The sequence below is a fragment of the Arthrobacter sp. NPDC057009 genome (genome assembly GCF_042673905.1).
Taxonomy (GTDB): Bacteria; Actinomycetota; Actinomycetes; order Actinomycetales; family Micrococcaceae; genus Arthrobacter.
In genome coordinates, this window is the sequence record NZ_JBHUSB010000005.1 from 89,632 (window position 1) to 112,785 (window position 23,154).

Here is a 23,154-nt window from a genome sequence, read left to right on the forward strand (position 1 = left end):
AATGCGCCTTCATGCCCGCTCACGGCTGCGTTATCTGGACAAAAACTCCTTCTGTTATCCGACTCTTTCCACAATGGAGTGTTCCTCGTGAAAATCGCCCTTGACCCCACCCCGTTCCACCACAGCCACAGCCTGCTGGAGTTCCCGAAGGTGGTGGCGGACCTCGGCTACAAGTACATGCAGATGACGCCGCATCCGGATTTCATCCCCTTCTACAACCACCCCAAGGCCGACGACGAGCTGGTGGGCCAGCTGAAGAAGGCGTGCACCGACGCCGGAATCGAAATCGCGTCCATCCTGCCTGTGCTGCGCTGGTCCGGTCCGGACGAGGACGCCCGTGAGGCAGCGGTGCGCTACTGGAAGCGCGCCATCCAGATCGCCGTGGACCTGGGCGTGAGCACCATGAACACCGAGTTCAGCGGCCGGCCGGAGCTGGCTGAGGAGTCCGAGCGCGCGTTCTACCGCTCCATGGAGGAACTGCTCCCCATCATCGAGCGCGAAGGCATCGACCTGCTCATCGACCCGCACCCGGACGACTTCGTGGAGGAGGGCCTGGCCGCGATCCGCGTCATCCGTGGCCTGAACTCGAAGAACGTCGGCATGGTCTACGTGGCCTCGCACAGCTTCCACATGAAGAACTCGCCGCTGGACATCATGCGCGCGGCGGGGGACAAGCTCCGCCTGGTCCACGTTGCGGACACCATGGACCACCACGCGTCACACGGCCTGCGCTACATCACCAACCCGCCGGGCAACGCCGTCCGGGTGCACCAGCACCTGAAGATCGGCGACGGCGACGTGAACTGGGACGAGTTCTTCGGCGGTCTGAAGGAAATCGGGTTCCTGGACCGGGATAACACCGTGATGGTCTCCAGCGTCTTCGCCGAAAACGAGAACGCCGACGAGGTATCCCGCTTCCAGCTCGAGACCATGAAGCAGTACGTGCAGAAGGTCAGCGTATGACGGCCGCGCCTTCTGGGAAGGCCGACTTAAAGCACAAGCGGGCACACTTGAAGCACAAGCGGGCGCTCCGCACCGTTACCATCATCTCCACGTTCGGCGGCCTCCTCTTTGGCTACGACACCGGCGTCATCAACGGTGCCCTGCCGTACATGCAGGAGGACCTGGGCCTGACCCCGCTGGCCGAAGGCATGGTGACGTCGTCATTGCTGTTCGGCGCCGCTTTCGGTGCCCTGTTCGGCGGCCGGCTGGCGGACCGGAACGGCCGCCGCAAGATGATCATGGTCCTGGCCGTGATCTTCCTGGTGGGCACGCTTGCCTGCACGCTGGCTCCCAGCACCGAGTTCATGGTCGCGGCCCGGTTCGTCCTGGGCCTGGCCGTGGGCGGAGCGTCCGTGACGGTGCCCGTGTACCTGGCCGAGGTGTCGCCGTCGGCCCGCCGCGGGCGGATCGTGACGCAGAACGAGCTCATGATCGTCACCGGCCAGCTGCTGGCCTTCATCTTCAACGCCTACCTCGGCAACACCTTCGGCGAGGCCGGCGGCATTTGGCGATGGATGCTGGTGATTGCCACGCTGCCGGCGGTCGCGCTGTGGATCGGCATGGCCTTCATGCCCGAAAGCCCCCGCTGGCTGGCCTCCATGGGCAGCTTCGGCGAGGCGCTCGGCGTGCTCCAGCGCATCCGGTCCAAGGCCGAGGCAGCGGCGGAGTTCGAAGAAGTCAAGGCCATGGCGGTGGAGGACTACAAGTCCAAGATGGGGTCCTGGAAGGACCTGCAGGTTCCCTGGCTGCGCCGGATCTTTTTCGTGGGCGTTGGCCTTGCGGTCATCCAGCAGATCACCGGCGTGAACTCGATCATGTACTACGGCACGCAGATCCTCGCCGATGCCGGCTTCGGCCGGGAGGCGGCCCTCAGCGCCAACATCGCCAACGGCGTCATCTCCGTGCTGGCCACGTTCGCCGGCATCTGGCTCCTTGGCAAGGTGGGGCGCCGGCGGATGCTCATCACCGGGCAGGTCGGAACCACCTCGGCGCTGCTGCTGATCGGCCTGTTCTCGCTGGTCCTGCCCGAGGGCACCGCCCGCGGCTACGTGATCCTGGCACTGACCGTCACGTTCCTGGCCTTCCAGCAGGGCGCCATTTCGCCGGTCACGTGGCTCATGCTCTCGGAGATCTTCCCGCTGAAGCTCCGCGGCCTGGGCATGGGTGCATCCGCCTTCGTGCTCTGGATCGTGAACTTCCTGATCGGCTTCGGCTTCCCGCAGCTGCTGGCAGCCGTGGGCATCTCCAACACGTTCTTCGTGTTTGCAATCCTCGGGGTGGGGGCGATTCTGTTCGCCGCAAAGTACGTTCCGGAGACCAAGGACAAGAGCCTCGAGGACGTGGAACACTACTTCAAGCACCAGGCAGGTGTCCCCACGGAGGCGGCGACTGCCGGAGCCGGGACCGCCGGCGAAACGCGCACCCCCGTCCACTGACAGAAACACTGAATTCTACGAACGGGTAATGCCCCCTCGAGGTCCTCGAGGGGGGCATTACCCGTTCAAGGACCGGACCGGCGTGAAACTACACGCCGGCGTGGAGCCGGGGGAAGGCTTCCACCAGGGGTGCCAGCTCCGGCACCTGCTGCGCTTCGGCCAGGGTCCGCTCCAGTGTGGCGTCGTGGACCGGCCGCGCGTCTGCCAGCAGTTTGCTCCCGCTGCCGGTGAGTTCGGTGTAGATCCCGCGCCGGTCATCCGCGCACAGGATCCGTGTCAGCAGGCCGCGGTCCTCCAGCCGGTTCACCAGGCGCGTGGTCGCGCTGGGGGAGAGGGCCGTGGCCCGTGCAAGCTGCTGCATGCGCATATGCCAACCGTCCTGCCGGCTGAGCGCATCCAGCACCGTATATTCGACGACGGATAGCTGCGCCTGTCCCTGCAGCGACCGTTCCAGCTCCGCCTCGATCAGCCCGTGCAGGGCGGCAAGTGTGCGCCAGCCCTGGGCACGCACCTCCACGGCGTCGTCCTTGATCCCCACAGGCTCCACTCCTTCAGCTCTACGGCTCCCAGAAGGGAGCACGGCACAAATAGTTGCTTGCGCGGTATATTTTTTCATGCAATAGTTGCTTCTGCAACGAAATATAGCGCGCTTGCAACTAATAGCTTACGCCGCGCTTCCCATTCAGTACAGTTCCGAAGGAGCACATCCATGCCTGTTGGCCTGATAGCCCTAGCCCTCGGCGGGTTCGGCATCGGACTCACCGAGTTCGTCATTATGGGGCTGCTCCCCGAAGTCGCTGCCGACTTCAGGGTGAGTGAAGCCTCAGCCGGCTGGTTCATCTCCGGCTATGCCCTCGCCGTCGTGGTGGGAGCCCTGGGGCTCACCGCCGCCGTCTCCCGCTTCCAGCGCAAGCCGGTCCTGGCCGTGCTGCTGGTGCTCTTTATTGCCGGCAACCTGCTCTCTGCCGTCGCCCCCGACTACTGGACGATGATGGCAGGCCGGGTGGTGGCAGCCCTCGCGCACGGCGCCTTCTTTGGCATCGGTGCGGTGGTGGCTGCCGGAATGGTTCCGCCCACCAGGAAGGCGGCCGCCATCGCCATCATGTTCACCGGGCTTACAGCTGCCAACGTCCTCGGGGTTCCGCTCGGCACCCTGCTGGGGCAGGCGGCAGGCTGGCGTTCCACTTTCTGGGCCATCACCGGCATCGGTGTGCTGGCGCTGGCAGGCATCCTGGCCCTGGTGCCCAAGGCCGGGAGCGGCGAGGCGGCTCCGGGCGGCCTGCGCAGCGAGCTGCGAGCCTTCCGCTCCGGGCAGGTGTGGCTGTCCATCCTGGTGACCATCCTGGGCTACGGCGGAATGTTCGGCGCCTTCACCTATATCGCCTTCACGCTCACGGAGGTTTCCGGATTCGCCGCCTCCACGGTGCCCTGGCTGCTGATTGTCTTCGGCGTGGGCCTGTTCATCGGCAACACCCTCGGCGGCCGGGCGGCCGACCGCAACGTGGACCGCACCCTGCTCGCCGTGCTTTCCGTCCTGGTGGTTGTGCTGGTGGCGTTCGCCCTGAGTGCAGGCAACCAGATGTTCACCATCGCCTCGCTGCTGCTCCTGGGCGGTTCCGGCTTCGCAACGGTGCCGGGCCTGCAGATGCGCGTCATGAAGTACGCGGCCAAGGCGCCCACGCTGGCGTCCGGAGCCAACATCGGCGCGTTCAATGTGGGCAACGCCCTGGGCGCCTGGCTAGGTGGGGTCACCATCACTGCCGGCCTCGGCTACACCTCGCCCATCTGGGCCGGGGCAGCGATTACCGTGCTGGGCCTTCTGGTGATGGCCGGTGCCGCCGCCGGGGCAAAGGCAAGTGCCCGACGGGCTGCGGCTACCGGGCTAACGGCCGCGTCCCAGACGGGGGTGGAGACGGAAGCGGCCGGTTCAACCGAAGCTGAACCGGCCGACGTCGAACCCGTCTCTGTGCGCTAGGCGCATCTACGCCTTGAAAGGCAGCCGCGGGTCGATGTTCTGGCCTTCCCAGGTCTGGCGCACCCAGCCATGGTGCGGGTCATCGCTGATGAGCCAGTCCCGGACGCGGCCGGGTCCGGCCATGACGTTGAGGTAGTACATGTCGTAGCCGGGCGCGGCCATGGCCGGGCCGTGCCAGCCGTAGGGGACCAGCACCACGTCGCCGGTGCGGACTTCGGCGGCGACGTCGATCGGGCGGTCGTCGGAGGCGTAGACCCGCTGGTAGCCGATGGCATCCGCATCCCCGCCCGGCCCGGCCGAACCCGGACCTGCCGAACCGGCTCCGTTGGCCACCCGCGTCTCGAAGTAGTAGATCTCCTCGAGCCGGGTCTCGCCCTCCTTCTCCTCGTCATGCTTGTGCGGCGGGTAGGAGGACCAGTTGCCCGCCGGCGTGATGACTTCGCAGACGATGAACCGGTCCGCCTCCAGTGCGGCGGGGGTGCCGAAATTGTGGACCTGGCGCGAGCAGTTTCCGGCACCGCGCAGCTCCACGGGCGTCTCCGCCGCAGTGACCAGGCGGGTGGGGTACTGGACCTTGGCGGGAGCCGTAGCGATGGCAACCCGGCCGCCGTCGGACGACGAGACGGTAACCGCCTTGTCCGTCCCGGAGTACAGCACATCGGTGGGGCCGCTGAAGACACTCGCCCGCCCGGCGAGCGGATGATCCAGCCCGTCAACCGTCACCGTGAACGCCCCGCTCAGCGGGATGACAATCCGTTCCTCGGCGGCCGCGGGGAGTTCGACGGCGGCGCCCGGAGCCAGCGTGGCCACCTTCAGCCCAGTGTGCTCCCAGCCCTGCACGGCAAGTTTCGAGTCCGACGTTCCCAGCGAAACGTCCCAGCAGCCTTCGGCGGCGCTGCCCAGGGGGTATACCCATTCGGCCATAAGTTCGTGTCCCTTTCGGATAGGTGGAAATGGCGCCCCGCCGGCAGTCGGCAAAAGGGCAGGCCAACGGCTGCCCCCACCCAGGCGGGGGACTGAACCGTCCTTGCTTTGCCGGCCCGGGGCTGAATCGCGCTAGCGCTGGACCAGTGTCATTTCGAAGCTGTAGGAGTCACCCCGGTAGACGTGGTGTCCGGTCTCCACGTTTCGCCCCGTGTCGTCGACGGCGGTGCGTTCCATCGTGACCAGGGCGGAACCGGGCTGGGTCTCCAGGAGCGGGGCCTGGTAATCGTTGGCCACCATGGCGCCGATGCGCTGCGTTGCCAGCCGGAAGTTGACGCCGCCGCTGCGCAGGATGCTGTACAGGCCCTGCGTCTTGAGCAGGTCCTCATCAATGTGCGTGATGTCGTCGCGCACCCAGTTCTCCATCAGGGCCAGTGGCTTGCCGGCCACTTTCCGGAGCCTGGTGAAGTGGTAGACCTTGGCCCCGGCGGTGAGGTGGAGGGCCTCCCGGGTGGCGGCGTCGGCCTCTATGTGCGCAAAGGTGAGCACTTCGGTGGTCGGCTTGCTGCCGTTGTTCGTCAGGTCGTCGTACAGGCTGGACAGTTCAAGCGGACGGCGGACCTGGCTCGACACCACCTGAGTGCCGACACCCCGCTTGCGCACGAGCAGCCCGGAACGGACCAGTTCGTCCATGGCCTTGCGCATGGTGGGGCGCGAGAGGTTCAGCTGGGCGGCGAGGTCGATCTCGTTCTCCAGCCGGCTGCCGGGTTCCAGCAGGCCGGTATGGATGGCAGCTTCAATGCCCTGGACCACCTGATGGTACAGCGGCACCGGCGACGACCGGTCGATGCTGAGGTGTAGTTGGTTCGCCATTGAATGCTCCCTTTGTGCCGCAGGTTCCTGCGTCCAGGAAGCCTGTATGTCAGTGCATGTCCGTTTGTTAGGACATACTCTGATTTTGATCATAGCAGGGCGCGGCCGCCAGTCAAGGAGCGGAACCGGTCCGCACGGCAGCCGAGGTGCTTCGCCGGTCAGGGCTTGCCGCAGGCCTCCACGAAGACACGGAACGGGGCGAGCCTTTGCTCTTCGGTCAGTTCCAGGGCCTCGGGGTGCCACTGCACCGAGGCCACCCACCGCTCCGGATCCTCGAGTGCCTCCACCGTGCCGTCATCCGCGACGGCGGTCACCAGCAGCCCCGGAGCCACCCGGTCGACGGCCTGATGGTGGCCCGAAGCGATCTTGACGCCCATCGCTGCAGTGTCGCCTGCGGCTGCATTGCCCGCAGCTGCCTTACCCGCGTCCGCAGAGGCTGCGCCCGCCGAGGCCGCCGTCCCCCCGTCCGGACTGTCGACGGCGGCATACATCTTTGCCACCTTGGAGCCCGGGATGATGGTCACCTCGTGCCAGACCCAGGGCCTGTTGGCGGCTGCCGGGATCTGGCGGTGCGGCACGGTTCCTGGCGTCATGTCCTGGATCAGCGTCCCGCCGTACAGCACATTGAGCAGCTGGTGTCCGCGGCAGATGCCCAATACCGGCATGCCGGAATCCAGCGCGTGCCGCGCCACCGCGAAGTCCAGCCGGTCCTGCTCCTCGCTGACGTCGTAGAGCGTAGGTCCCGGCTCCTCGCCGTAGAGGCGGGGGCTAATGTCACCGCCGCCGGGAAGTACGACGCCGTCAAGCGCCCCGGGCGCGTCCGGCGCCTTTTCGCCGTCGGCCGTTCCACTGTTGGGGGTTCCGCGAACTCCCGCCTCCAGCGACTCAGGGGTGAGCAGCACCGGCTCCCCGCCAGCATCGCGGATGAGGCTGACGATGCAGCCGAAGAGGCGGTTGGCCTTTGCCACCCGCGGATCCGGATCCGAAGTGTTATTGAGCCGGACAGGGATACCGATTCGGGGCCGGCGCCCATGGCCCGGCGTCGTGCTGTCTGTCGCATCCCGGTTCTGCGCTGTGTCCAAATCCTGCACTGCCTCCGGATCCTGCACTGTTCCTGAATTCCGCGTTGAATCCTGCATCCTCAAATTCTGCCCCATGACGGATCCTTTTTACTGGGTCTGCCGCGGTTCGGTAGTGTTGGGAGCAGTAGGCAAGGCGAAAGTAGGGCAGTCGATGGGGCGCAGGACACTTGTTGACGACCTCGTTGACGGTCTGCTGGACGACATTCTCGATGGCAGGCTGAAGCCGCACGATGCACTGCCGCCGGAAGCCGACATCGCCAAGGCCTACGACGTCAGCCGGCTGACCGCCCGTGAAGCCCTGAAAGCACTTCGGGCCCAGAACATCCTGTACGTCAAGGCCGGCCGCGGCACGTTCGTAAACCCTGCCGACAACTGGACTGGCCTCGATGCCATCATCAAGGCAGCCTCGCACGGCAATGCGGACGACCAGGTTTCCCGCGGGCTCATTGAGGTGCGGCGCATGGTGGAAACCGGTGCCGCTGCGCTCGCCGCCCGCCGCCATACCCCCGAACACGCCGAGGAGATGAGGGCGTCCATCGCGGACATGAAGCGGTTTCACCAGGACCGCGACCTGGACGGGTTCGTGGCCGCGGACATAGCCTTCCATGACACCGTCCTGAAGGCCTCCGGCAACCCGTTTGTGCGTGCCCTGCTGGCCCAGCTGGGCCAGTCCCTCTACCGCGCGCGCCGCGAGACGTCGGCCATCGAGGAGATCCAGCGCCACGCCATCGCCTTCCACCAGCGCGTGCTGGAAAGCATCCTCACCGGTGACCCGGAGCTGGCCCGTAAAGCCATGGATGAGCACATGGACCAGACCTTCGAGGACTACGAGCGCTACGTTCACGGCAGCCGCTCCTAAGGCCCCCTTTTCTCCTTCCCCGGCTCCACCCACTGTTCCCGAGTTTTCTCCCGGTCCGGGAGTGACTGGGCGTGTCTTTGGGCGGGTTCGCCCTTCCGCCTTGACGTAACGCTCGTCACCCTCCTAAACTTTTGGTCATGTTCTTCCGTCAGATGTCTGACATCAGATAAAACAGACATAATCGCTGATCGGAATCCACAAAAGATAAGCAGCGGAAACCCACCCGCAGAGCCGCCGGGCCGGGAACCGCCAGACAGAAGGTCGATGATGACTTCATTAACCAAAACGTCCTCCGGACTCGGCGAGCTTGGAGACCGCACGCTCCGCAAAGTCCGCCGCCGCGTCATGCCGCTGATCGTGCTCCTGTACTTCATCGCATACCTGGACCGCAACAACGTCGGCTTCGCCAAGCTGACCATGAGCGAGGACATCGGCCTGACCGCTGCTGCCTACGGTCTGGGTGCGGGCATCTTCTTCCTCGGCTACGCACTCCTGGAAGTACCCAGCAACGCCGGGATGTACAAGTTCGGCGCCCGCAAATGGCTGGCCCGCATCCTGATCACGTGGGGCATCTTCGCCACGGCCATGGCCCTGGTGAACGGTGAAACCACCTACTACATCATCCGGTTCCTGCTCGGCGCCGCCGAAGCCGGCTTCTTCCCGGCCATCCTCTTCTACCTGACCCTGTGGTTCCCGGCCGCGCAGCGCGTCACCGTCCTGGGCATCTTCATCCTCGCCCAGCCCATCTCCAACGCCCTCGGCGCCCCGGTGTCCGGCCTCCTGCTGCAGATGGACGGCATCTGGGGCCTGCACGGCTGGCAGTGGCTGTACATCATCGAAGGCATCCCGGCTGTCCTGCTCGGCCTGCTGACCCCGATCCTCATGACGGACCGCCCCCGCGACGCCAAGTGGCTCAACGCCGACGAGCGCGAGTGGCTGACCAACACCATGGACGCCGAACTCGCAGCCAAGTCCAAGGGCGGCAACCACAACTTCCTGGCCGGCCTCAAGGACAAGCGCACCGTTGTTTACTCTGCCCTGTACTTCGGCCTCGTCTGCGGCATCTACGGCCTGGGCCTGTGGCTTCCCACCATCGTGGCCGCCCTGGGTGACTTCTCCACCGCGCAGGTCGGATTCATCGTCCTGATTCCGTACTCCATCGCAGCAGTCTTCGTCTACTTCTGGAGCAAGCGCGCCGACAAGACCGGCAAGCGCGCCTGGCACACCTCCGTCAGCATGGTGCTGGCAGGTCTTGGACTCCTCTCCGCCGGTTACCTCCTGCAGGTCAACCCCGTCCTGGCACTCATCGCCCTGACCGCAGCCGCCATGGGCATCTACGGAGCCATCGCACCGTTCCTCTCCATGCCGTCCGCCGCCCTCACCGGCGCGGCAGCCGCTTCCGGCCTCGCCCTGGTCAACTCGCTGGGCAACCTTGGCGGCTTCGTGGCCCCGTACGCCGTCGGGATCCTGAAGGATGCCACGGGCAACAACCAGAGCGGCCTGCTGTTCCTCTCCTTCTGCCTGTGCGTCACGGCTGTGGCCACGTACCTGTATGCCCGTAAGCGCCCCGAAGGCGACGCGGCACTGGACCCGGCAGCCAAGGTCACCGCAGACGTCCCGGCCAACCGCTAAAGACCCATCCGAGAACCACCCGAAGGAATACCCGCAATGAGCTCAACCACCCCCTTCCCCGCAGAACGCACCGTTGTGCTGACCGGCGCGGCGTCCGTCCGCGGCATTGGCCGGGCAGCGGCTGACCGCATGGCCAGCGAGGGCTGGTCCATCGCGATCCTGGACATCAACGCCGAGGACGCGAGGGCCGCCGCGGCGGAGATCGGGTCGAACCGTGCCGTGAAGGCGATCGGCGTCGGAGCCGACGTCTCCGACGAAGCATCCGTGGACCGGGCGATCAGCGAGATCGAAGAGTCGATGCCGCCGATCGTGGCACTGGCCAACCTGGCCGGCATCAGCTCCCCGACCCCCTTCATGGAGACCACGGTTGCCGAGTGGGACAAGGTCTTCGCCATCAACATGCGCGGCACGTTCGTGGTGTCCCAGCGGGTGCTCAAGGGCATGATCGAACGCAAGCTGGGCCGCATCGTGAGCATCTCCTCCATCTCCGCCCAGCGCGGCGGCGGCACCTACTCCAAGGTGGCCTACAGCGCCTCCAAGGCCGGCATCATCGGCTTCACCCGTGCCCTGGCCCGCGAAGTCGGCGAGTTCGGCGTGACCGTGAACGCCATCGCCCCGGGCCCGATCGACACCGACATCATGGGCGGAACCCTGACCGAGGAGCGCAAGGCCCAGATGTCCGAGGGCATCATGATGGGCCGCGTGGGCACCCGCGAGGAAGTGGCTGCGCTGATCTCCTTCCTGCTGGGTGCGGACTCGGGCTACATCACCGCCGCGACCTACGACATCAACGGCGGCCTCCAGGTCTCCTGACCTGGTTTCTTAGCCGTTGGATTTTCCCGAAGTGCCCCGCCGGTCTCCCGGCGGGGCACTTCGCTTTTGGGCCCTGTGCGCTCCCGGCACCGCATTAGGCTAGGCATCATGAACCCCTCCGGCAGCCTGAACCCCAGCCCGCGGACCCTTGAGGTGGACAGCATCGCCAAGTTCGACCGGCTGGTGAGCGCCGGGGCCACGGCGATGCACGGCTGGCACGCGCAGTCGCTTGATCTCCGCGGACGGGGCACTGCCTTGGCGGCCCTGGACGCCGAGGGGGCGATTTTCCTGGGCTGTACGTTCGACCCGGGCGTGGAGGCGTCACTCCGCAGCCGGGGTGCCCTGATTTTTCCAAAGCTCACCGGCGTTCCTTTCAACCCGTACCGGGCCGGGCTTTACACTCCGCAGGAGCTGTACGCAGGCATCCTTGACGGGCCGTACGAGAAAACCCCGGACGCTTTGGTCTATCAGTGGAGCATGCGGCCAGGCCAGCGGCACCGCCTCGATTCCACCCTGGCGGCAGCCCTGCACGATCACGCCGTCGGGGACTCCCTGGAGGAATTTGTCCGCACCCTCAACAGCGGCGGCCGTTCCATCGTCGGGGTCATGGGCGGCCATGCCCTGCAGCGGGGGACCACCGGCTTCGCCGCCGCGGCCCTGCTGGGACGGCTCCTGGCCCGCCGCGGCCATCTGGTGGCTACCGGCGGAGGCCCCGGCGCCATGGAGGCCGCGAACCTGGGTGCCTACCTGAGCACCGCCAGCGACGCCGACTTCCAGGACGTGCTCCGTGACCTGGCAGCCGTTCCCGGCTTCCGTCCCTCGGTGTCCGCCTGGGCACGTGCTGCGGCAGCCGCCGTCGAGCGCTTTCCGGCCGGGACCCCTTCCCTGGGCATTCCCACTTGGTTTTACGGGCACGAGCCGCCCAACTATTTCGCCACCCACATCGCCAAGTACTTCGCCAACGCCGTCCGCGAGGCCATCCTCCTGGAGGTCTGCAACGGAGGGATCGTGTTCCTGCCCGGCGCCGCGGGTACGGTCCAGGAGATCTTCCAGGACGCCTGCGAGAACTACTACGGCGTCCCGGAGACCATGACCCCCATGGTGCTCGTGGGCAGGGAACACTGGGAGCAGAAATTTCCGGCCTGGCCCATGCTGCAAAGCCTCGCTGCGGGCCGGGCCATGGAGCAGCGGATCTTCCTGGTGGACAGCGTGGACGAGGCGCTCGCGGTCCTCGGCGGGTAAACCGGCGGGCCGGGTGAACGGGGCCGCGCCGGCTTACAGGTCCTTGCGGCAGGGTGCTTTGCCCAGCCGATACAGGCCGTTCAGGTCTCCGGCCGCCAAGCCCTCCGGCGAGCCGATCTCCGGGTACATGAGCTGGAAGGGGTCGTTGACGTGCTCCAGCCCCATCACGTGGGCCAGTTCATGGAGGATGACGGCACTGGCGTAGGAGGTGCCGTCCGGGCGTCCCAGCTCCACAGCCATTTGGGGTGCATCCAGTTCCAGGCTCCCGGTGACATAGCTCTTGGGCCCGTTCCCGTAGCTGTAGAGGGTGCTGCCGCCCGTGCCGATGACCTTGCCGCCCAGCTTGGGGGCCACCTCCGGCGTGGTCCAGCTGATGAGCAGGGGTGCCCAGCGGTCGCCGTATTTTTCGGGCTGGTACGGGGCACGCCGGGCCGACGGCTGCTCTTCGGTGACGCCGTCGTTGACGAACTGGATGCCGGTGGCGCGGGAGATGGCCTGGATCGCTGCCGGAACCAGGCCTGCAGCACCTTCCGGGGCAAGCCTGGCATCCACCACGTAGTGCAACGGGCGGCACGGCGAGTAGCCCACGGGGGAGCCGTCGGCGTTCACGGCCAGGAACTTGAACGAGGCGCTGGGCTCCGGGGGCGCCTGCGGCCTGCCCAGGGGAGTGGCAGCCTCCCCGAGGCCCGGCGGGGGCGCACCGGCGGCAGTGCCCGCGCCTCCGGGCACACCGGCCTCCGCCCGCCTGGACTGCGGGCTTGGTCCGGCTTGGGCAGGTACCGCGGACGGGTCTTGTTCCGTCTGGTCGTGCCCTGCCTGGTCCTGGCCGGTGTCCTGCTGCTGGACGTCCTGCTGGACGTCCTGCGGGGCATCCTCCTGCCGGGACGCGGACGGATCCCCGGAACCGATGCGGAAGTTCAGAGCGCCGGCAAAACGGGGGTCGCCGTACGCCATCCCCGCTGCGAGGAATGCGGCACAACCGAGGGCAGCGAGCACGACCAGACTGCGGATGAACCTTGCCGCTGCCGTGGCCGGACCGGAATGGCGCGGCCGGTGCCGGTGTCTTGGCTGGCTGTTTCCCGGATCCTGACGCTCCACTGCACCCCTTTCGCGGCATTCTCCTGCCGCGCCGCCCGCACCACGGAACCGGGCGAGGGCAAACAAGGCAACAATCACTAAGCAAGCTTACTTTACAGTTCCGCCCGCCAGGCCGGTAAATTGGCCGAAATGCCGGTGAGTCAGGCTATGACGGCGCCGAAGGCCATTCCCAGGAGGTACGTGACGCCGGCTGCTCCGAGCCCGATGGCGAGCTGCCGCAGGCCGCGGGTCAGCGGCGACGTGCCGGACAGCAGCCCGACAGTCCCGCCGGTGGCCAGCAGTGCGACGCCCACCAGGACTGCCGCCACGATGAGGGCACTGACTCCGGTCATGCCGAAGATAAACGGAATAATGGGCACGATCGCGCCAGAAGCGAAGAAGCAGAAGCTGGACAGCGCGGCGCCCCAGGCCGTGCCGACGGCTTCGTGCTCGTCCTCGGTCTCGGGCAGTTCAGGATGCAGCGAGAGGCTGGGATCGCAGTCGCACGTGAAGAGGCCCATGCGCTCGGCCACCCGGTGTTCGGCAGCCTCCCGGGACATGCCGCGTGCCAGGTACACCAGCAGGAGTTCGTTGTGCTCAATGTCCAGCTGCGGCGCCGCCACCAGCGTCACCTGGGTGGGGCGGGTCGCGTCGAGGAGCTCCCGCTGGGAACGGACGGACACGAATTCGCCCGCGCCCATGGAGAACGCGCCGGCCAAAAGCCCGGAGATGCCGCTGAGCAGGACCACGCCGCTGCCAACGCCCGTGGCGGCCATGCCCATCACCAGCGCGAGGTTGCTGACCAGGCCGTCGTTGGCTCCGAAGACGGCGGCGCGGAACGTGCCGGCGAGCCGGTTGCGGCCGCGCGTTGCCAGCCCCCGGACCACTTCCTCATGGATCTGCTCGTCGGCCGCCATGGCCGGGGTGGCCGAGGGTTCCTTTGTGTAGGGGGAGCGGCCCTCGGCCCGCTGCGCCAGCGCGAGCACAAACACGGAGCCGAAGTGCCGGGCGAGGAAGCCCAGCAGGCGGCTGCGGAACGAGGCGTGCCGGGGCTTGCCGGCATGCTCCCCGAGCAGCTTCAGCCAGTGGGCTTCATGCCGGCCCTCGGCCTCGGCCAGGGCCAGAAGGATGGCGCGCTCTTCGCCGGAGCGGTTCTGGGCGAGGTCGCGGTAGACGGCAGCCTCGGCCCGTTCGTCCGCGAGGTACTGGCGCCAGCGCTTGATGTCGGCGGGGCTGGGTTCTGGGCGGGATGCCGGGGCACCGGCGGGAAGGCGGTTGGTCGAGCCGGGCGCGTCGCCGGTGGTGTGGGGGTCAGATTTTGCGTGCTGAGACACGGGAACTCCTGGGTAGATGGGACGGATGCGGCCCCATTGCATCGCCCACTTTACCCCGGAATTCCGGGGATTTTCGGCCGGTAAGCCTTAGCCGGAAGTTTAGGGAAACCTCAACAACCCTGTCTGCGGAGGCAATCCCGCCTGCCTGCCTGAACGCCCTTGACCCCCTGCACCGGCGGTGATCTGATGAAAATGTGCCGCGCCGACGGCGGGGTATTGAAGTAGTCCAACCACACGGAGGTCTGCCTGATGAACACCAACGGAACGCACCCCGAGCCGGACACCCGCATCGACTCCGATCCCGCCTACGACTTTGCCGAGGACGCGCCGGTGGAAGACTGGGACGCGGAAGACGAATTCCTTGATTCCGAGGAGCGGGTTGTTCCCGGCAACTCCGAGGGAGCGGACGGCGACGAACGGGTGGTTCCGCTGGACGCGGACGACGAGTTTCGTGCGGACGAAGGCTACGAAGCCTAAAGCGCCTTTTTAGCGCTGATCCTTTCCGTCCCGCTTTAGCCCAACTCGTTAAACCCCGACGGCGGTGCCTCCCCGCGCTGGGAGGCACCGCCGTCGTCGTGCTTGTACTTTATCTGCCAGCGGCAGATTACCGGCGGTTCAGACGGAGCCGGCCGAAACCGGCACCTCCTCGGTGTCCTTGCCGGTGACCCGAAGGAACCAGCGGTTCATGACCGCGGGGTCCGTGGGCTTGGTCAGCAGCGACACTGCAACGTAGACCACTGCCGAAGCGATCAGGCCATAGTAGATCGGCTCGTTGGCGAAGACGCCTTCCAGCGGTTCCTTGGCGTTGATCTCCAGGACGATCATGGTGCCGAGGGTCACCACGGAGCCGACTGCCATGGACGCGGCGGCCGCGATGCCGGTGCCGCGCTTCCAGACGAGACCGCCGAGGATGGCCACCAGGAGGCCGCCCACCAGGATGTCGTAGGCGATGGTCAGGGCCGCAACGACGTCCTTGGTGATGATGGCGATCAGGATGGCGACAATGCCCAGGCCGAGGACCCACATGCGGTTGGCCTTGACGTCGTGCTCGGGGTTGTCGGAATCGTCAGTGTTGATGGTCTTGCCGAACCAGCCGGCGACGAACGGCAGCACGTCTGCGCGGGCCACGGTGGCGGCCGCAATCAGGGCGCCGGAGGCGGTGGACATCATGGCCGCGACGGCGGCGGCGAGCACCAGGCCCCCGATGCCGATGGGGAGCAGGTTCTGCGCCACCTCCGCGTAGACAACGTCCTTGCCTTCGGTATTGACGTCGATGTTCGGCAGCGCCACCCTCGCGCCGAGGCCGATCAGCGCGCCGGCGGCGCCGTACAGGATGCAGTAAATGCCGGCGGTGGCACCTCCCCAGCGGGCAACCCGCGGCGTCTTTGCCGTGAACACGCGCTGCCAGATGTCCTGGCCGATCAGCAGGCCGAGGGTGTAGACCACGAAGTACGTGATGATCGTCTGGACGCCGATGCCGTCAATCTGGAAGAAGCTGGCCTCCACCCGGCTGCGGATGCCGTCAATGCCTCCTGCGGCGTTGAGCGTGAAGGGCAGCATGAGGACGAAGATGCCCACAGTCTTGATGACGAACTGGACCTGGTCGGCCAGGGTGATGGACCACATGCCGCCGATGGTGGAGTAGACCAGTACGATCGCGCCGCCGATGGCGATGGCCAGTGCGCGGTCCCAGCCGAACAGCACCACGAAGATGGTGGCGTATGCGCCGGTGGAGGTGGCGCACAGCATCAGGGTGTAGGCGAGCATGACGATTCCGGAGGTCCGGGTGGCCTCGCTGCCGTACCGCAGGGACAGCATCTGGGAGACGGTGTAGATCTTCAGCTTCTGGATGGTGCCCGCGAACAGCAGGCTCAGCAGCAAGACGCCGGCGCCGATCGCCACCACGAGCCACATGCCCGAGATGCCGAACTTGTAGCCCAGGCCGACGCCGCCGACGGTGGAGGCGCCGCCCAGAACCACGGCTGCCATGGTTCCCGTGTAGAGCAGCGGACCCAGGCGGCGGCCGGCCACGAGGAAATCGCTGTTGTTTTTGGTGCGGGACTTGCCCCACCAGCCGAAGGCCAGCATCGCGGCCAGATAGGCCACCACGATGGCGATATTGACGAAACTTGCGTCCATGATTGGGGGATCCTTGGAGCTTTGGCAGCTTACGGACCGGTCCTGGAAACGGGGCTTCCGGGACGGCGCTGCATTGAACGGAAATCTGGGGAAACGCTGGGTTCCTTGGTGTGCCTCTCCTCGTGGGAGTTGTTCCACAAGCAACACATGTTGCGTAAAAGCGTAGGCTGTGATTCGAGTAACAGTCAAGACGCAAAGCCCGCAAGGCGCGCCTGGCCCGCGTCACAGAAGGGCCAGGCCGATAATATGGCTCCAATGTTGGGGCCGTGCGGCCGGCCGTGAAAGGTTCGTAAATGAAGGCACTTCCAGTTGAGCCGAGCAATGTTCCCGTTGCCATCGGTTCAAGAATCCGTGCCGCGCGCCAGTCCCAGCGGCTCACCATCGAGCAGGTGGCCGACGCCACCGGATTGACCAAAGGCTTCCTGAGCCGAGTGGAGCGCGACCTGACCTCGCCGTCGGTGGCCTCGCTCGTCACGCTGTGCCAGGTCCTGTCGATCTCCATTGGAGACCTGTTTGCTGCGCCCGAAACGCACCTGACCAAACGCGATGCGGGGCCGCGCATCTCCCTCGGCGGGCAGGGCATCGTCGAGCGGCTGCTGACCGCCCGGTCCGAGCGCCGCGTGCAGATCATCCAGGCGGTTATCGACCCCCGGGGCCGCGGCGAATCAGAGCTCTACGCCGTGGACTGCGATGTCGATGTCCTGCACGTGATCAAAGGGACCATCAAGCTCATCCTCACCAATGAGGAGTACGAACTGACCACCGGTGACACCGTCACCTTCCCCGGGCGGGAGCCGCATACCTGGGTCAACCCCACCGATGAGTCCGTCGAAGTCCTCTGGGTGCTGGTGCCGGCCGCCAGCCGGTAGGGCTTTCGGTTGATGCCCGGGCCCGCATGTCTGCTGTGGGGCCCGGGTTTTTTATGCTCCGGCTTCGAGGCCTGATGTAAACAGCCGGTGCACATTGGGCAACTTCGAGTGTATGATGGCTGTCACAACCCACCCTCGACATTCAATCCTCGAAGGAGAGGCGTTCCTTTGGAAGAGCTGCGCATCGAAGCCAACGGCAACCTTGGCCCCATCGATTCATCCCGTATTCCCCGCTACGCCGGGGCCGGCACCTACGCCCGCCTGCCGCGCCTGGACCAGGTGGCGAAATCCGACATCACCGTGGTGGGCGTGCCCTTTGACTCCGGGGTCTCCTACCGGCCCGGTGCCCGTTTCGGCGCCAACCACGTCCGCGAGGCCAGCCGGCTCCTCCGCCCGTACAACCCGGCCTGGGATGTCAGCCCCTTCGAGAACTGCCAGGTGGCCGACGCCGGTGACATGGCCGTGAACCCGTTCAACATCAACGAGGCCATCGAAACCATCCAGCAGAACGCCCTCGATCTGACGGCGGCCGGCAGCAAGCTGCTCACCCTCGGCGGCGACCACACCATCGCGCTGCCGCTCCTGCGCGCCGCCGCCGAGCGGGCCGGCGGCCCCATCGCCATGCTGCACTTCGACGCCCACCTGGACACCTGGGACACCTATTTCGGTGCGGAGTACACCCACGGCACGCCGTTCCGCCGTGCCGTGGAGGAGGGCATCCTTGATACGGAGGCCATCAGCCATATCGGCACCCGCGGCCCGCTGTACGGGAAGAAGGATCTCGACGACGACCACCGCTTCGGGTTCGGGATCGTCACCTCCGCGGACGTTTACTACCAGGGCGTGCTGGAGACGGTGGCCAAGGTCCGGGACCGGATCGGAAACCGGCCGCTGTACATCTCCGTCGACATCGACGTCCTGGACCCCGCCCACGCCCCGGGAACCGGCACGCCGGAAGCCGGCGGCATCACCAGCCGTGAACTGCTGGAGATCATCCGCGGTTTCCGCGGCATGAACCTCGTGGGCGCCGACGTCGTCGAAGTGGCCCCGGCCTACGACCATGCCGAGATCACTGGTGTTGCTGCAAGCCACGTTGCCTACGAACTTGTCACCCTCATGGCGGACAACACCGTAGCCGGCGACCGCTTCGGCGCCGAGACCGGCTATGCTGCCCAGGCACTGGGCCGGGAAGTCCGGCGTCCTGCAGGGTTCGCGGCAGCCTCCCCGGCGCCGGCCGACAACGGTGCTGTCCGCGCCGCCGTAGGCTCCAAATGACCGGCACCGAACCCGGCGCTGCCTCGGGATCAGGCTCCGGGGAGGGTGTGCGCAATGGCGGGGACCTCGTCGTCGAAACCCTCGAGGCGCTCGGCGCCAAGACGGTGTTCGGCATTCCCGGCCAGCACGCGCTGGGTCTCTTCGACGCCATGGGCCGGGGCAGCCTGAAGTTCGTGTCCTCCCGGGTGGAGAACAACAGCGCCTTCGCCGCCGACGGCTACTCGCGCGCCACAGGGGAGGTGGGCGTGCTCTTCCTGTCCACCGGGCCGGGCGCACTGACCTCGCTCGCCGGGCTGCAGGAGGCCTACGCCACGGGTGTGCCCATGGTGGTGGTTGCCAGCCAGATCCCGCTTGAGGGCCTGGGCGCGCGGCGGAAGGGCATGCTGCACCAGTTGGATGACCAGAAGGCCTCGGCCGCGAACGTCACCAAGAGCCAGCGCCTGATCCAGCACGCCTCCGGCATCCCGTCGGCCATCCAGGACGCCTGGACCGAGGCGATCTCCTCGCCGCAGGGGCCGGTCTGGTTGGAAATCCCGCAGAACGTGCTGCTGGACCCGATCGTGGTGCCGCCCGTCGAGGACGCGCTGGCCGAAGCAGCGGACAATCCGCCGCGCGTCGAGCTCGTCCGCGAAGCCGTGAAATGGCTGTCGACGGCGGAGCGCCCCGCCATCATCGCCGGCGGCGGAACCCGCCGCGGCCGGGCGGAAAAATCACTGCTCTCGATCGCGGAAAAGCTCCGTGCCCCCGTCATCTGCACGCCCGGCGGCAACGGCGCCTTCCCGTGGAACCACGAACTGTCGCTCCAGTCGTGGATCGAGGACCGCCACATGACGGACCTCCTCGAAGACGCTGACGTCCTGGTCGTCATCGGCTCTTCGCTGGGCGAAGTCACCTCCAACTACTTCACGTTCGAACCGCGCGGCCGCATCATCCAGATCGACGCCGAACCCCGCGTCCTGGAATCCAACCGCCCAGGCCTGGGCATCCGCGCCGACGCCGGACAGGCGCTCGCCGCCCTCGACGCTTCCCTGTCGGCTCCGGCCGAGCGCCGGGCCGACTGGCACGGAACATCGCCCGAGGATTTGGTGCGGGAGTCGCTGCGCAAGGTGAAGGAGCGGCTGGAATCACAGGACCTCGCCAAGGAACTGAAGTTCATGGCCGACATCCGCGAGGCGGTTCCGGCGGACATGCAGACGTTTTGGGACATGACCATCTCGGCGTACTGGGGCTGGAGCTGCTGGGACGCCCGCGAGGGCCAGTTCCACTCCGCCCAGGGCGCCGGCGGCCTCGGCTACGGCTTCCCGGCGGCGATCGGCGGGGCCGTGGGCCTGGAAACCGTGGGCAAGTCAGCGGCCTCGGCCCGGGTGCTCGCCGTCTCCGGCGACGGCTCGGCCATGTACTCGATCGCGGAACTCGCCACCGCCAAGCAGCACAACGTGCCGGTCACCTGGCTGATCGTGGACGACGGCGGCTACGGCATCCTGCGCGAATACATGGTGGGCGCCTTCGGCAAGGCCACGGCCACCGAACTCGCCCGCCCGGACTTCGTGAAGCTGGCCGAATCCTTCGGCGTTCCCGCCACCCGGGTTGCCCCGGAAAACGTGGGGGACGCGCTCAAGGCCGCCTTCACCGCGGACGGGCCCAACGTCGTCGTGGTTGAAACGCTGCTGAAGATGTTCGCCCCGACCCACCTGGACACCTGACCCTTCGACCACCTGACACCCCCCACCCAGCGCGAACGTACACTTGTGGCCCCATTTTCACCCGGAATTGGGGCCACAACTGTACGTTCGCGCATCTGTCATTTAAAGGGGACCGCGAGCAGCACCCATTGCTTAGTTTCCTAAAGCAACCATTTATTGCTATAGTTGCCTAAGGCAAGCAATGAGGGGTTTTCCACTATGGCAGTTGCACCTAACACGGCCGCCGAACTCGTGCGGCAGATCTTCGACCTCCAGCGCGCCGTGCGGTGCGTGACCGTCTCGACCTCCCGTGGTCTGGAAGCCGGCGTTGCGCTGCAGGGCGTCCTGCGGTTCGTGGGGGAGCAGGAATCGCGCGCCACCCACCTCGCCGCACGGCTGGGCGTCAGCGCGCCGGTCCTCAGCAGGCACATCGCAGAGCTCGAGGAACTCGGGCTGGTGCACCGCCGGCCCGATCCCGACGACGGCCGGGCGCAATTGGTGGCCCTCACCGACGCCGGCCGCGCGAAACTCATCGCCATCGAGGAGCACCGCGTTGCCACGCTGCAGGAATTCCTTCGGGACTGGAGCCAGCAAGACGCCGAGGAGACGGCGAAAGTACTCCACAAACTCTCGGAGTCCCTTCGGGAATCCGCCCGGGCAACGGCGGCCGGGCCGAACACAACCACCAAACGCAAGGAGCACATCAATGGCTAGCCACGCCGCCGTCTCCGGGACGGCCACGCCACGGCCCCCGGCCCGCACGCCAGAGGCGCCCATGACGCACCGGCAGATCATGGAGGCCCTGACCGGGCTCCTCGCCGCCTTCTTCACCGCGATCCTCAGCAGCACCATCGTGGCCAACGCGCTGCCCACCATCATGTCCGAGCTCAAGGGCACGCAGACGGACTTTGCGTGGGTCATCACGGCGGCGCTGCTGGCCAACGCGGCCACCACGCCCATCTGGGGCAAGCTCGCTGACCTGTTCGACAAGAAGGTCCTCGTCCAGCTCAGCATCGTGATCTTCGTGGCGGGATCGGTAATGGCCGGCCTGTCTGAAAACATCCCGCTGCTGCTGACGGCCCGTGTTGTCCAAGGCATCGCCATGGGCGGCCTTACGGCCCTGGCCCAGGCGATCATCGGTTCCATGATTCCGCCGCGCGACCGCGGAAAGTACTCCGGCTACATGGGCGCAGTCATGGCCGTCGGCACCGCCGGCGGGCCGCTGCTGGGCGGCTTCATCGTCGACAGCCCGCTGGGCTGGCGCTGGACGTTCTTCGTCTGCGTGCCGCTCGCCGTCGTCGCCCTGATCCTGCTCCAGATCACGCTGAAGATCCAGCACGTCAAGCGGCCGGCCAGGATCGACTGGCTCGGATCCATCCTCCTGACCTCCGGCGTCAGCCTTCTCCTCATCTGGGTGTCGTTCGCCGGCAACCCCGACTACTACGACTGGTGGTCCTGGCAGTCGCTGCTGATGGTGGGCGGCGGCGTCGTGCTCCTGGCGCTGCTGGTGGTGGTCGAATCCAAGGTTCCGCAGCCCATCATCCCGCTCAAGATCATCTCCGAGCGCACCACCGCCCTGGCCATCTGGGCCTCCGTGGCCGTGGGCGTGGCGATGTTCGGCTCCTCCACCTTCCTGGGCCAGTACTTCCAGGTGGCGCGCGGCGCAACACCCACCGAGGCCGGCCTGCTGACCTTGCCCATGATTGCCGGCAACCTGATCGGCTCCGTACTCTCCGGGCAGCTGATTAGCCGGACAGGCAAGTGGAAGCGCTACCTGATCGCCGGCTCCGTGCTGCTGATCGCCGGGCTGGGCCTCGCCAGCACCATGGACCACACCACGGAACTGTGGCACTCCGGAGTCTTCACGGCCATCCTTGGCCTCGGGCTGGGCATGCTGATGCAGAACCTCGTCCTGGCGGTACAGAACACCGTCAGCGCCAGCGACATCGGCACCGCCAGCGCGTCCGTGGCGTTCTTCCGCTCCGTGGGCGGCGCGATCGGCGTGTCCGTGCTGGGTGCGGTCATGAGCAACCGGGTCAAGGAACTGGCCACGCAGGGCCTCGCCGATGCCGGAATCAAGGCCGGCTCGGGCTCGTCCGGGGCCAGCCTCGACCTGGTCCACATGCCTGCCCCGATCCGGGACATCATGCGGGCCGCCTACGGTGACGCCACGGCCGAGATTTTCCTGATCGCCGGCGCCATCTCTGTGGTTGCCCTAATCGCTGTGCTCCTGATCAAGGAACAGCCGCTGCGCCGGACCGTGGACATCCGGCCGGGCAAGGCTCCGGATTCTGCCGACGGCGGTTCAGGGGACGCTGCCCCGGGTTCCGGTGCGGCTTCTGCCGCGGCTCCCGGGCTCGCCGCGGCCGGCTATTCCGACGACGACCTCGAGCGTGAGTTCGCCGAAGTGCTGAACCGCCAGCTGGCCGGCAATGCCAAGGCGGCGTCCTATCCCGCCCGGCAGAGTATGCCGGAACCCGTCCTGCCCATGAATGAACCGCCGGCGCGGGCGCGGACCTTGCTCGCCGAGATGCACAGCCGTCCTGCGGACCTGCTTCCCCTTATCCAGGAAACGCAGGGGCTCCTGGCGGAACAGCAGCTTCAGCTCGCCAAGGCCCTGAACACCGTTGCACTGCAGGCGGAGCAGCAGCGGCTCGTCGCGCAGGAGCAGGCCCGGGTGGGCGAAGAACTGAAGGCACTGAGCCGGCGGCTGGCCAAGGAACGAAAGCTCCAGAGCGCCGCTGCCCATTACATCGCCTCGCACGGCAAGCACCGGAGCGAGTAACCAATAGCGCGAACGTACACTTGTGGCCCTTGGGAACCGCTTTCCTGGGGCCCCAAGTGTACGTTCGCGCTGGGGCCCGGTGGTCGTGGCTGGGGTGGGTTCCGGCGTCGTCCGCTGGGATGATCTTTGCCCGAGACGTTTCGCACGGGCAACGG

The 23,154-nt window shown here is 66.8% G+C and carries 20 protein-coding genes; 13 read left to right on the top strand and 7 right to left on the bottom strand.

Annotated features, from left to right (window positions below; all coding sequences use genetic code 11):
* Positions 1-87 precede the first annotated feature (87 nt).
* Together ACFTR6_RS07195 and ACFTR6_RS07200 are read left to right on the top strand one after the other, a co-directional pair.
* Positions 88-963, top strand: coding sequence for a sugar phosphate isomerase/epimerase family protein (locus ACFTR6_RS07195; RefSeq protein ID WP_076798706.1), 876 nt, complete (start codon positions 88-90; stop codon positions 961-963).
* On the top strand, positions 960-2,438 hold the full coding sequence (locus ACFTR6_RS07200; RefSeq protein WP_377957376.1) for a sugar porter family MFS transporter: 1,479 nt from the start codon (positions 960-962) through the stop codon (positions 2,436-2,438). The genes ACFTR6_RS07195 and ACFTR6_RS07200 overlap by 4 nt, the downstream gene beginning before the upstream one ends.
* 88 nt (positions 2,439-2,526) lie before the next feature.
* On the opposite strand, the gene ACFTR6_RS07205 is transcribed toward ACFTR6_RS07200, so the two are convergent.
* On the bottom strand, positions 2,527-2,976 hold the full coding sequence (locus ACFTR6_RS07205) for a MarR family winged helix-turn-helix transcriptional regulator (protein WP_377957377.1): 450 nt from the start codon (positions 2,974-2,976) through the stop codon (positions 2,527-2,529).
* Between the two features lie 171 nt (positions 2,977-3,147).
* Between ACFTR6_RS07205 and ACFTR6_RS07210 the strand changes: the two genes are divergently transcribed.
* Positions 3,148-4,413, top strand: a complete 1,266-nt coding sequence (locus ACFTR6_RS07210; RefSeq protein ID WP_377957378.1) for an MFS transporter — start codon at positions 3,148-3,150, stop codon at positions 4,411-4,413.
* A 6-nt stretch (positions 4,414-4,419) separates the two neighbouring features.
* Here ACFTR6_RS07210 and iolB read toward each other — a convergent pair whose 3' ends face one another.
* The 3 genes from iolB to ACFTR6_RS07225 form a co-directional block, all read right to left on the bottom strand.
* Positions 4,420-5,337, bottom strand: coding sequence for a 5-deoxy-glucuronate isomerase (iolB, locus tag ACFTR6_RS07215; RefSeq protein WP_377957379.1), 918 nt, complete (start codon positions 5,335-5,337; stop codon positions 4,420-4,422).
* A gap of 132 nt (positions 5,338-5,469) precedes the next feature.
* Positions 5,470-6,210, bottom strand: a complete 741-nt coding sequence (locus ACFTR6_RS07220; RefSeq protein ID WP_377957380.1) for a GntR family transcriptional regulator — start codon at positions 6,208-6,210, stop codon at positions 5,470-5,472.
* Between the two features lie 158 nt (positions 6,211-6,368).
* Positions 6,369-7,349 (bottom strand): gamma-glutamyl-gamma-aminobutyrate hydrolase family protein, encoded by a 981-nt coding sequence (locus tag ACFTR6_RS07225; protein WP_377957381.1) that lies wholly within the window; start codon positions 7,347-7,349, stop codon positions 6,369-6,371.
* 94 nt (positions 7,350-7,443) lie between these two features.
* On the opposite strand from ACFTR6_RS07225, the gene ACFTR6_RS07230 reads away from it, so the two are divergent.
* The 4 genes from ACFTR6_RS07230 to ACFTR6_RS07245 all read left to right on the top strand — a co-directional run bounded on the left by ACFTR6_RS07230 (position 7,444) and on the right by ACFTR6_RS07245 (position 11,838).
* Complete coding sequence (locus ACFTR6_RS07230; RefSeq protein ID WP_076798700.1) at positions 7,444-8,151, top strand: FadR/GntR family transcriptional regulator; 708 nt, start codon at positions 7,444-7,446, stop codon at positions 8,149-8,151.
* Between the two features lie 264 nt (positions 8,152-8,415).
* Entirely contained in the window at positions 8,416-9,783 is a 1,368-nt protein-coding gene (locus tag ACFTR6_RS07235; protein WP_377957382.1) for an MFS transporter, read from the top strand.
* Positions 9,784-9,819: 36 nt separating this feature from the next.
* The gene (locus tag ACFTR6_RS07240; RefSeq protein WP_377957383.1) at positions 9,820-10,596 is read left to right on the top strand and encodes an SDR family NAD(P)-dependent oxidoreductase; all 777 of its coding nucleotides are present in this window, start codon (positions 9,820-9,822) and stop codon (positions 10,594-10,596) included.
* Between the two features lie 108 nt (positions 10,597-10,704).
* The gene (locus ACFTR6_RS07245) at positions 10,705-11,838 is read left to right on the top strand and encodes an LOG family protein (RefSeq protein WP_377957384.1); all 1,134 of its coding nucleotides are present in this window, start codon (positions 10,705-10,707) and stop codon (positions 11,836-11,838) included.
* A gap of 33 nt (positions 11,839-11,871) precedes the next feature.
* Here the strand turns inward: ACFTR6_RS07245 and ACFTR6_RS07250 are convergent, their stop codons facing one another.
* The gene (locus ACFTR6_RS07250; RefSeq protein WP_377957385.1) at positions 11,872-13,014 is read right to left on the bottom strand and encodes a matrixin family metalloprotease; all 1,143 of its coding nucleotides are present in this window, start codon (positions 13,012-13,014) and stop codon (positions 11,872-11,874) included.
* Between the two features lie 62 nt (positions 13,015-13,076).
* On the bottom strand, positions 13,077-14,249 hold the full coding sequence (locus tag ACFTR6_RS07255; protein ID WP_377957386.1) for a VIT1/CCC1 transporter family protein: 1,173 nt from the start codon (positions 14,247-14,249) through the stop codon (positions 13,077-13,079).
* A 249-nt stretch (positions 14,250-14,498) separates the two neighbouring features.
* Here ACFTR6_RS07255 and ACFTR6_RS07260 point away from each other — a divergent pair, with 249 nt between their 5' ends.
* Entirely contained in the window at positions 14,499-14,726 is a 228-nt protein-coding gene (locus ACFTR6_RS07260; RefSeq protein WP_377957387.1) for a hypothetical protein, read from the top strand.
* Between the two features lie 138 nt (positions 14,727-14,864).
* Here ACFTR6_RS07260 and ACFTR6_RS07265 read toward each other — a convergent pair whose 3' ends face one another.
* The gene (locus tag ACFTR6_RS07265) at positions 14,865-16,388 is read right to left on the bottom strand and encodes a sodium:solute symporter (protein ID WP_377957388.1); all 1,524 of its coding nucleotides are present in this window, start codon (positions 16,386-16,388) and stop codon (positions 14,865-14,867) included.
* Positions 16,389-16,681: 293 nt separating this feature from the next.
* On the opposite strand from ACFTR6_RS07265, the gene ACFTR6_RS07270 reads away from it, so the two are divergent.
* The 5 genes from ACFTR6_RS07270 to ACFTR6_RS07290 all read left to right on the top strand — a co-directional run bounded on the left by ACFTR6_RS07270 (position 16,682) and on the right by ACFTR6_RS07290 (position 22,999).
* Complete coding sequence (locus tag ACFTR6_RS07270) at positions 16,682-17,257, top strand: helix-turn-helix domain-containing protein (protein WP_076798693.1); 576 nt, start codon at positions 16,682-16,684, stop codon at positions 17,255-17,257.
* Positions 17,258-17,425: 168 nt separating this feature from the next.
* The gene (gene speB, locus ACFTR6_RS07275; RefSeq protein ID WP_377957389.1) at positions 17,426-18,532 is read left to right on the top strand and encodes an agmatinase; all 1,107 of its coding nucleotides are present in this window, start codon (positions 17,426-17,428) and stop codon (positions 18,530-18,532) included.
* Positions 18,529-20,235, top strand: a complete 1,707-nt coding sequence (locus ACFTR6_RS07280) for a thiamine pyrophosphate-binding protein (RefSeq protein ID WP_377957390.1) — start codon at positions 18,529-18,531, stop codon at positions 20,233-20,235. The genes speB and ACFTR6_RS07280 overlap by 4 nt, the downstream gene beginning before the upstream one ends.
* A gap of 198 nt (positions 20,236-20,433) precedes the next feature.
* Positions 20,434-20,928: a MarR family winged helix-turn-helix transcriptional regulator gene (locus tag ACFTR6_RS07285; protein ID WP_087872163.1), complete on the top strand. Its 495-nt coding sequence runs from the start codon at positions 20,434-20,436 to the stop codon at positions 20,926-20,928.
* A complete protein-coding gene (locus ACFTR6_RS07290) occupies positions 20,921-22,999 on the top strand; it encodes an MDR family MFS transporter (RefSeq protein WP_377957391.1) in 2,079 nt (692 codons plus the stop codon). Before ACFTR6_RS07285 ends, ACFTR6_RS07290 begins: the two co-directional genes overlap by 8 nt.
* Positions 23,000-23,154 lie beyond the last annotated feature (155 nt).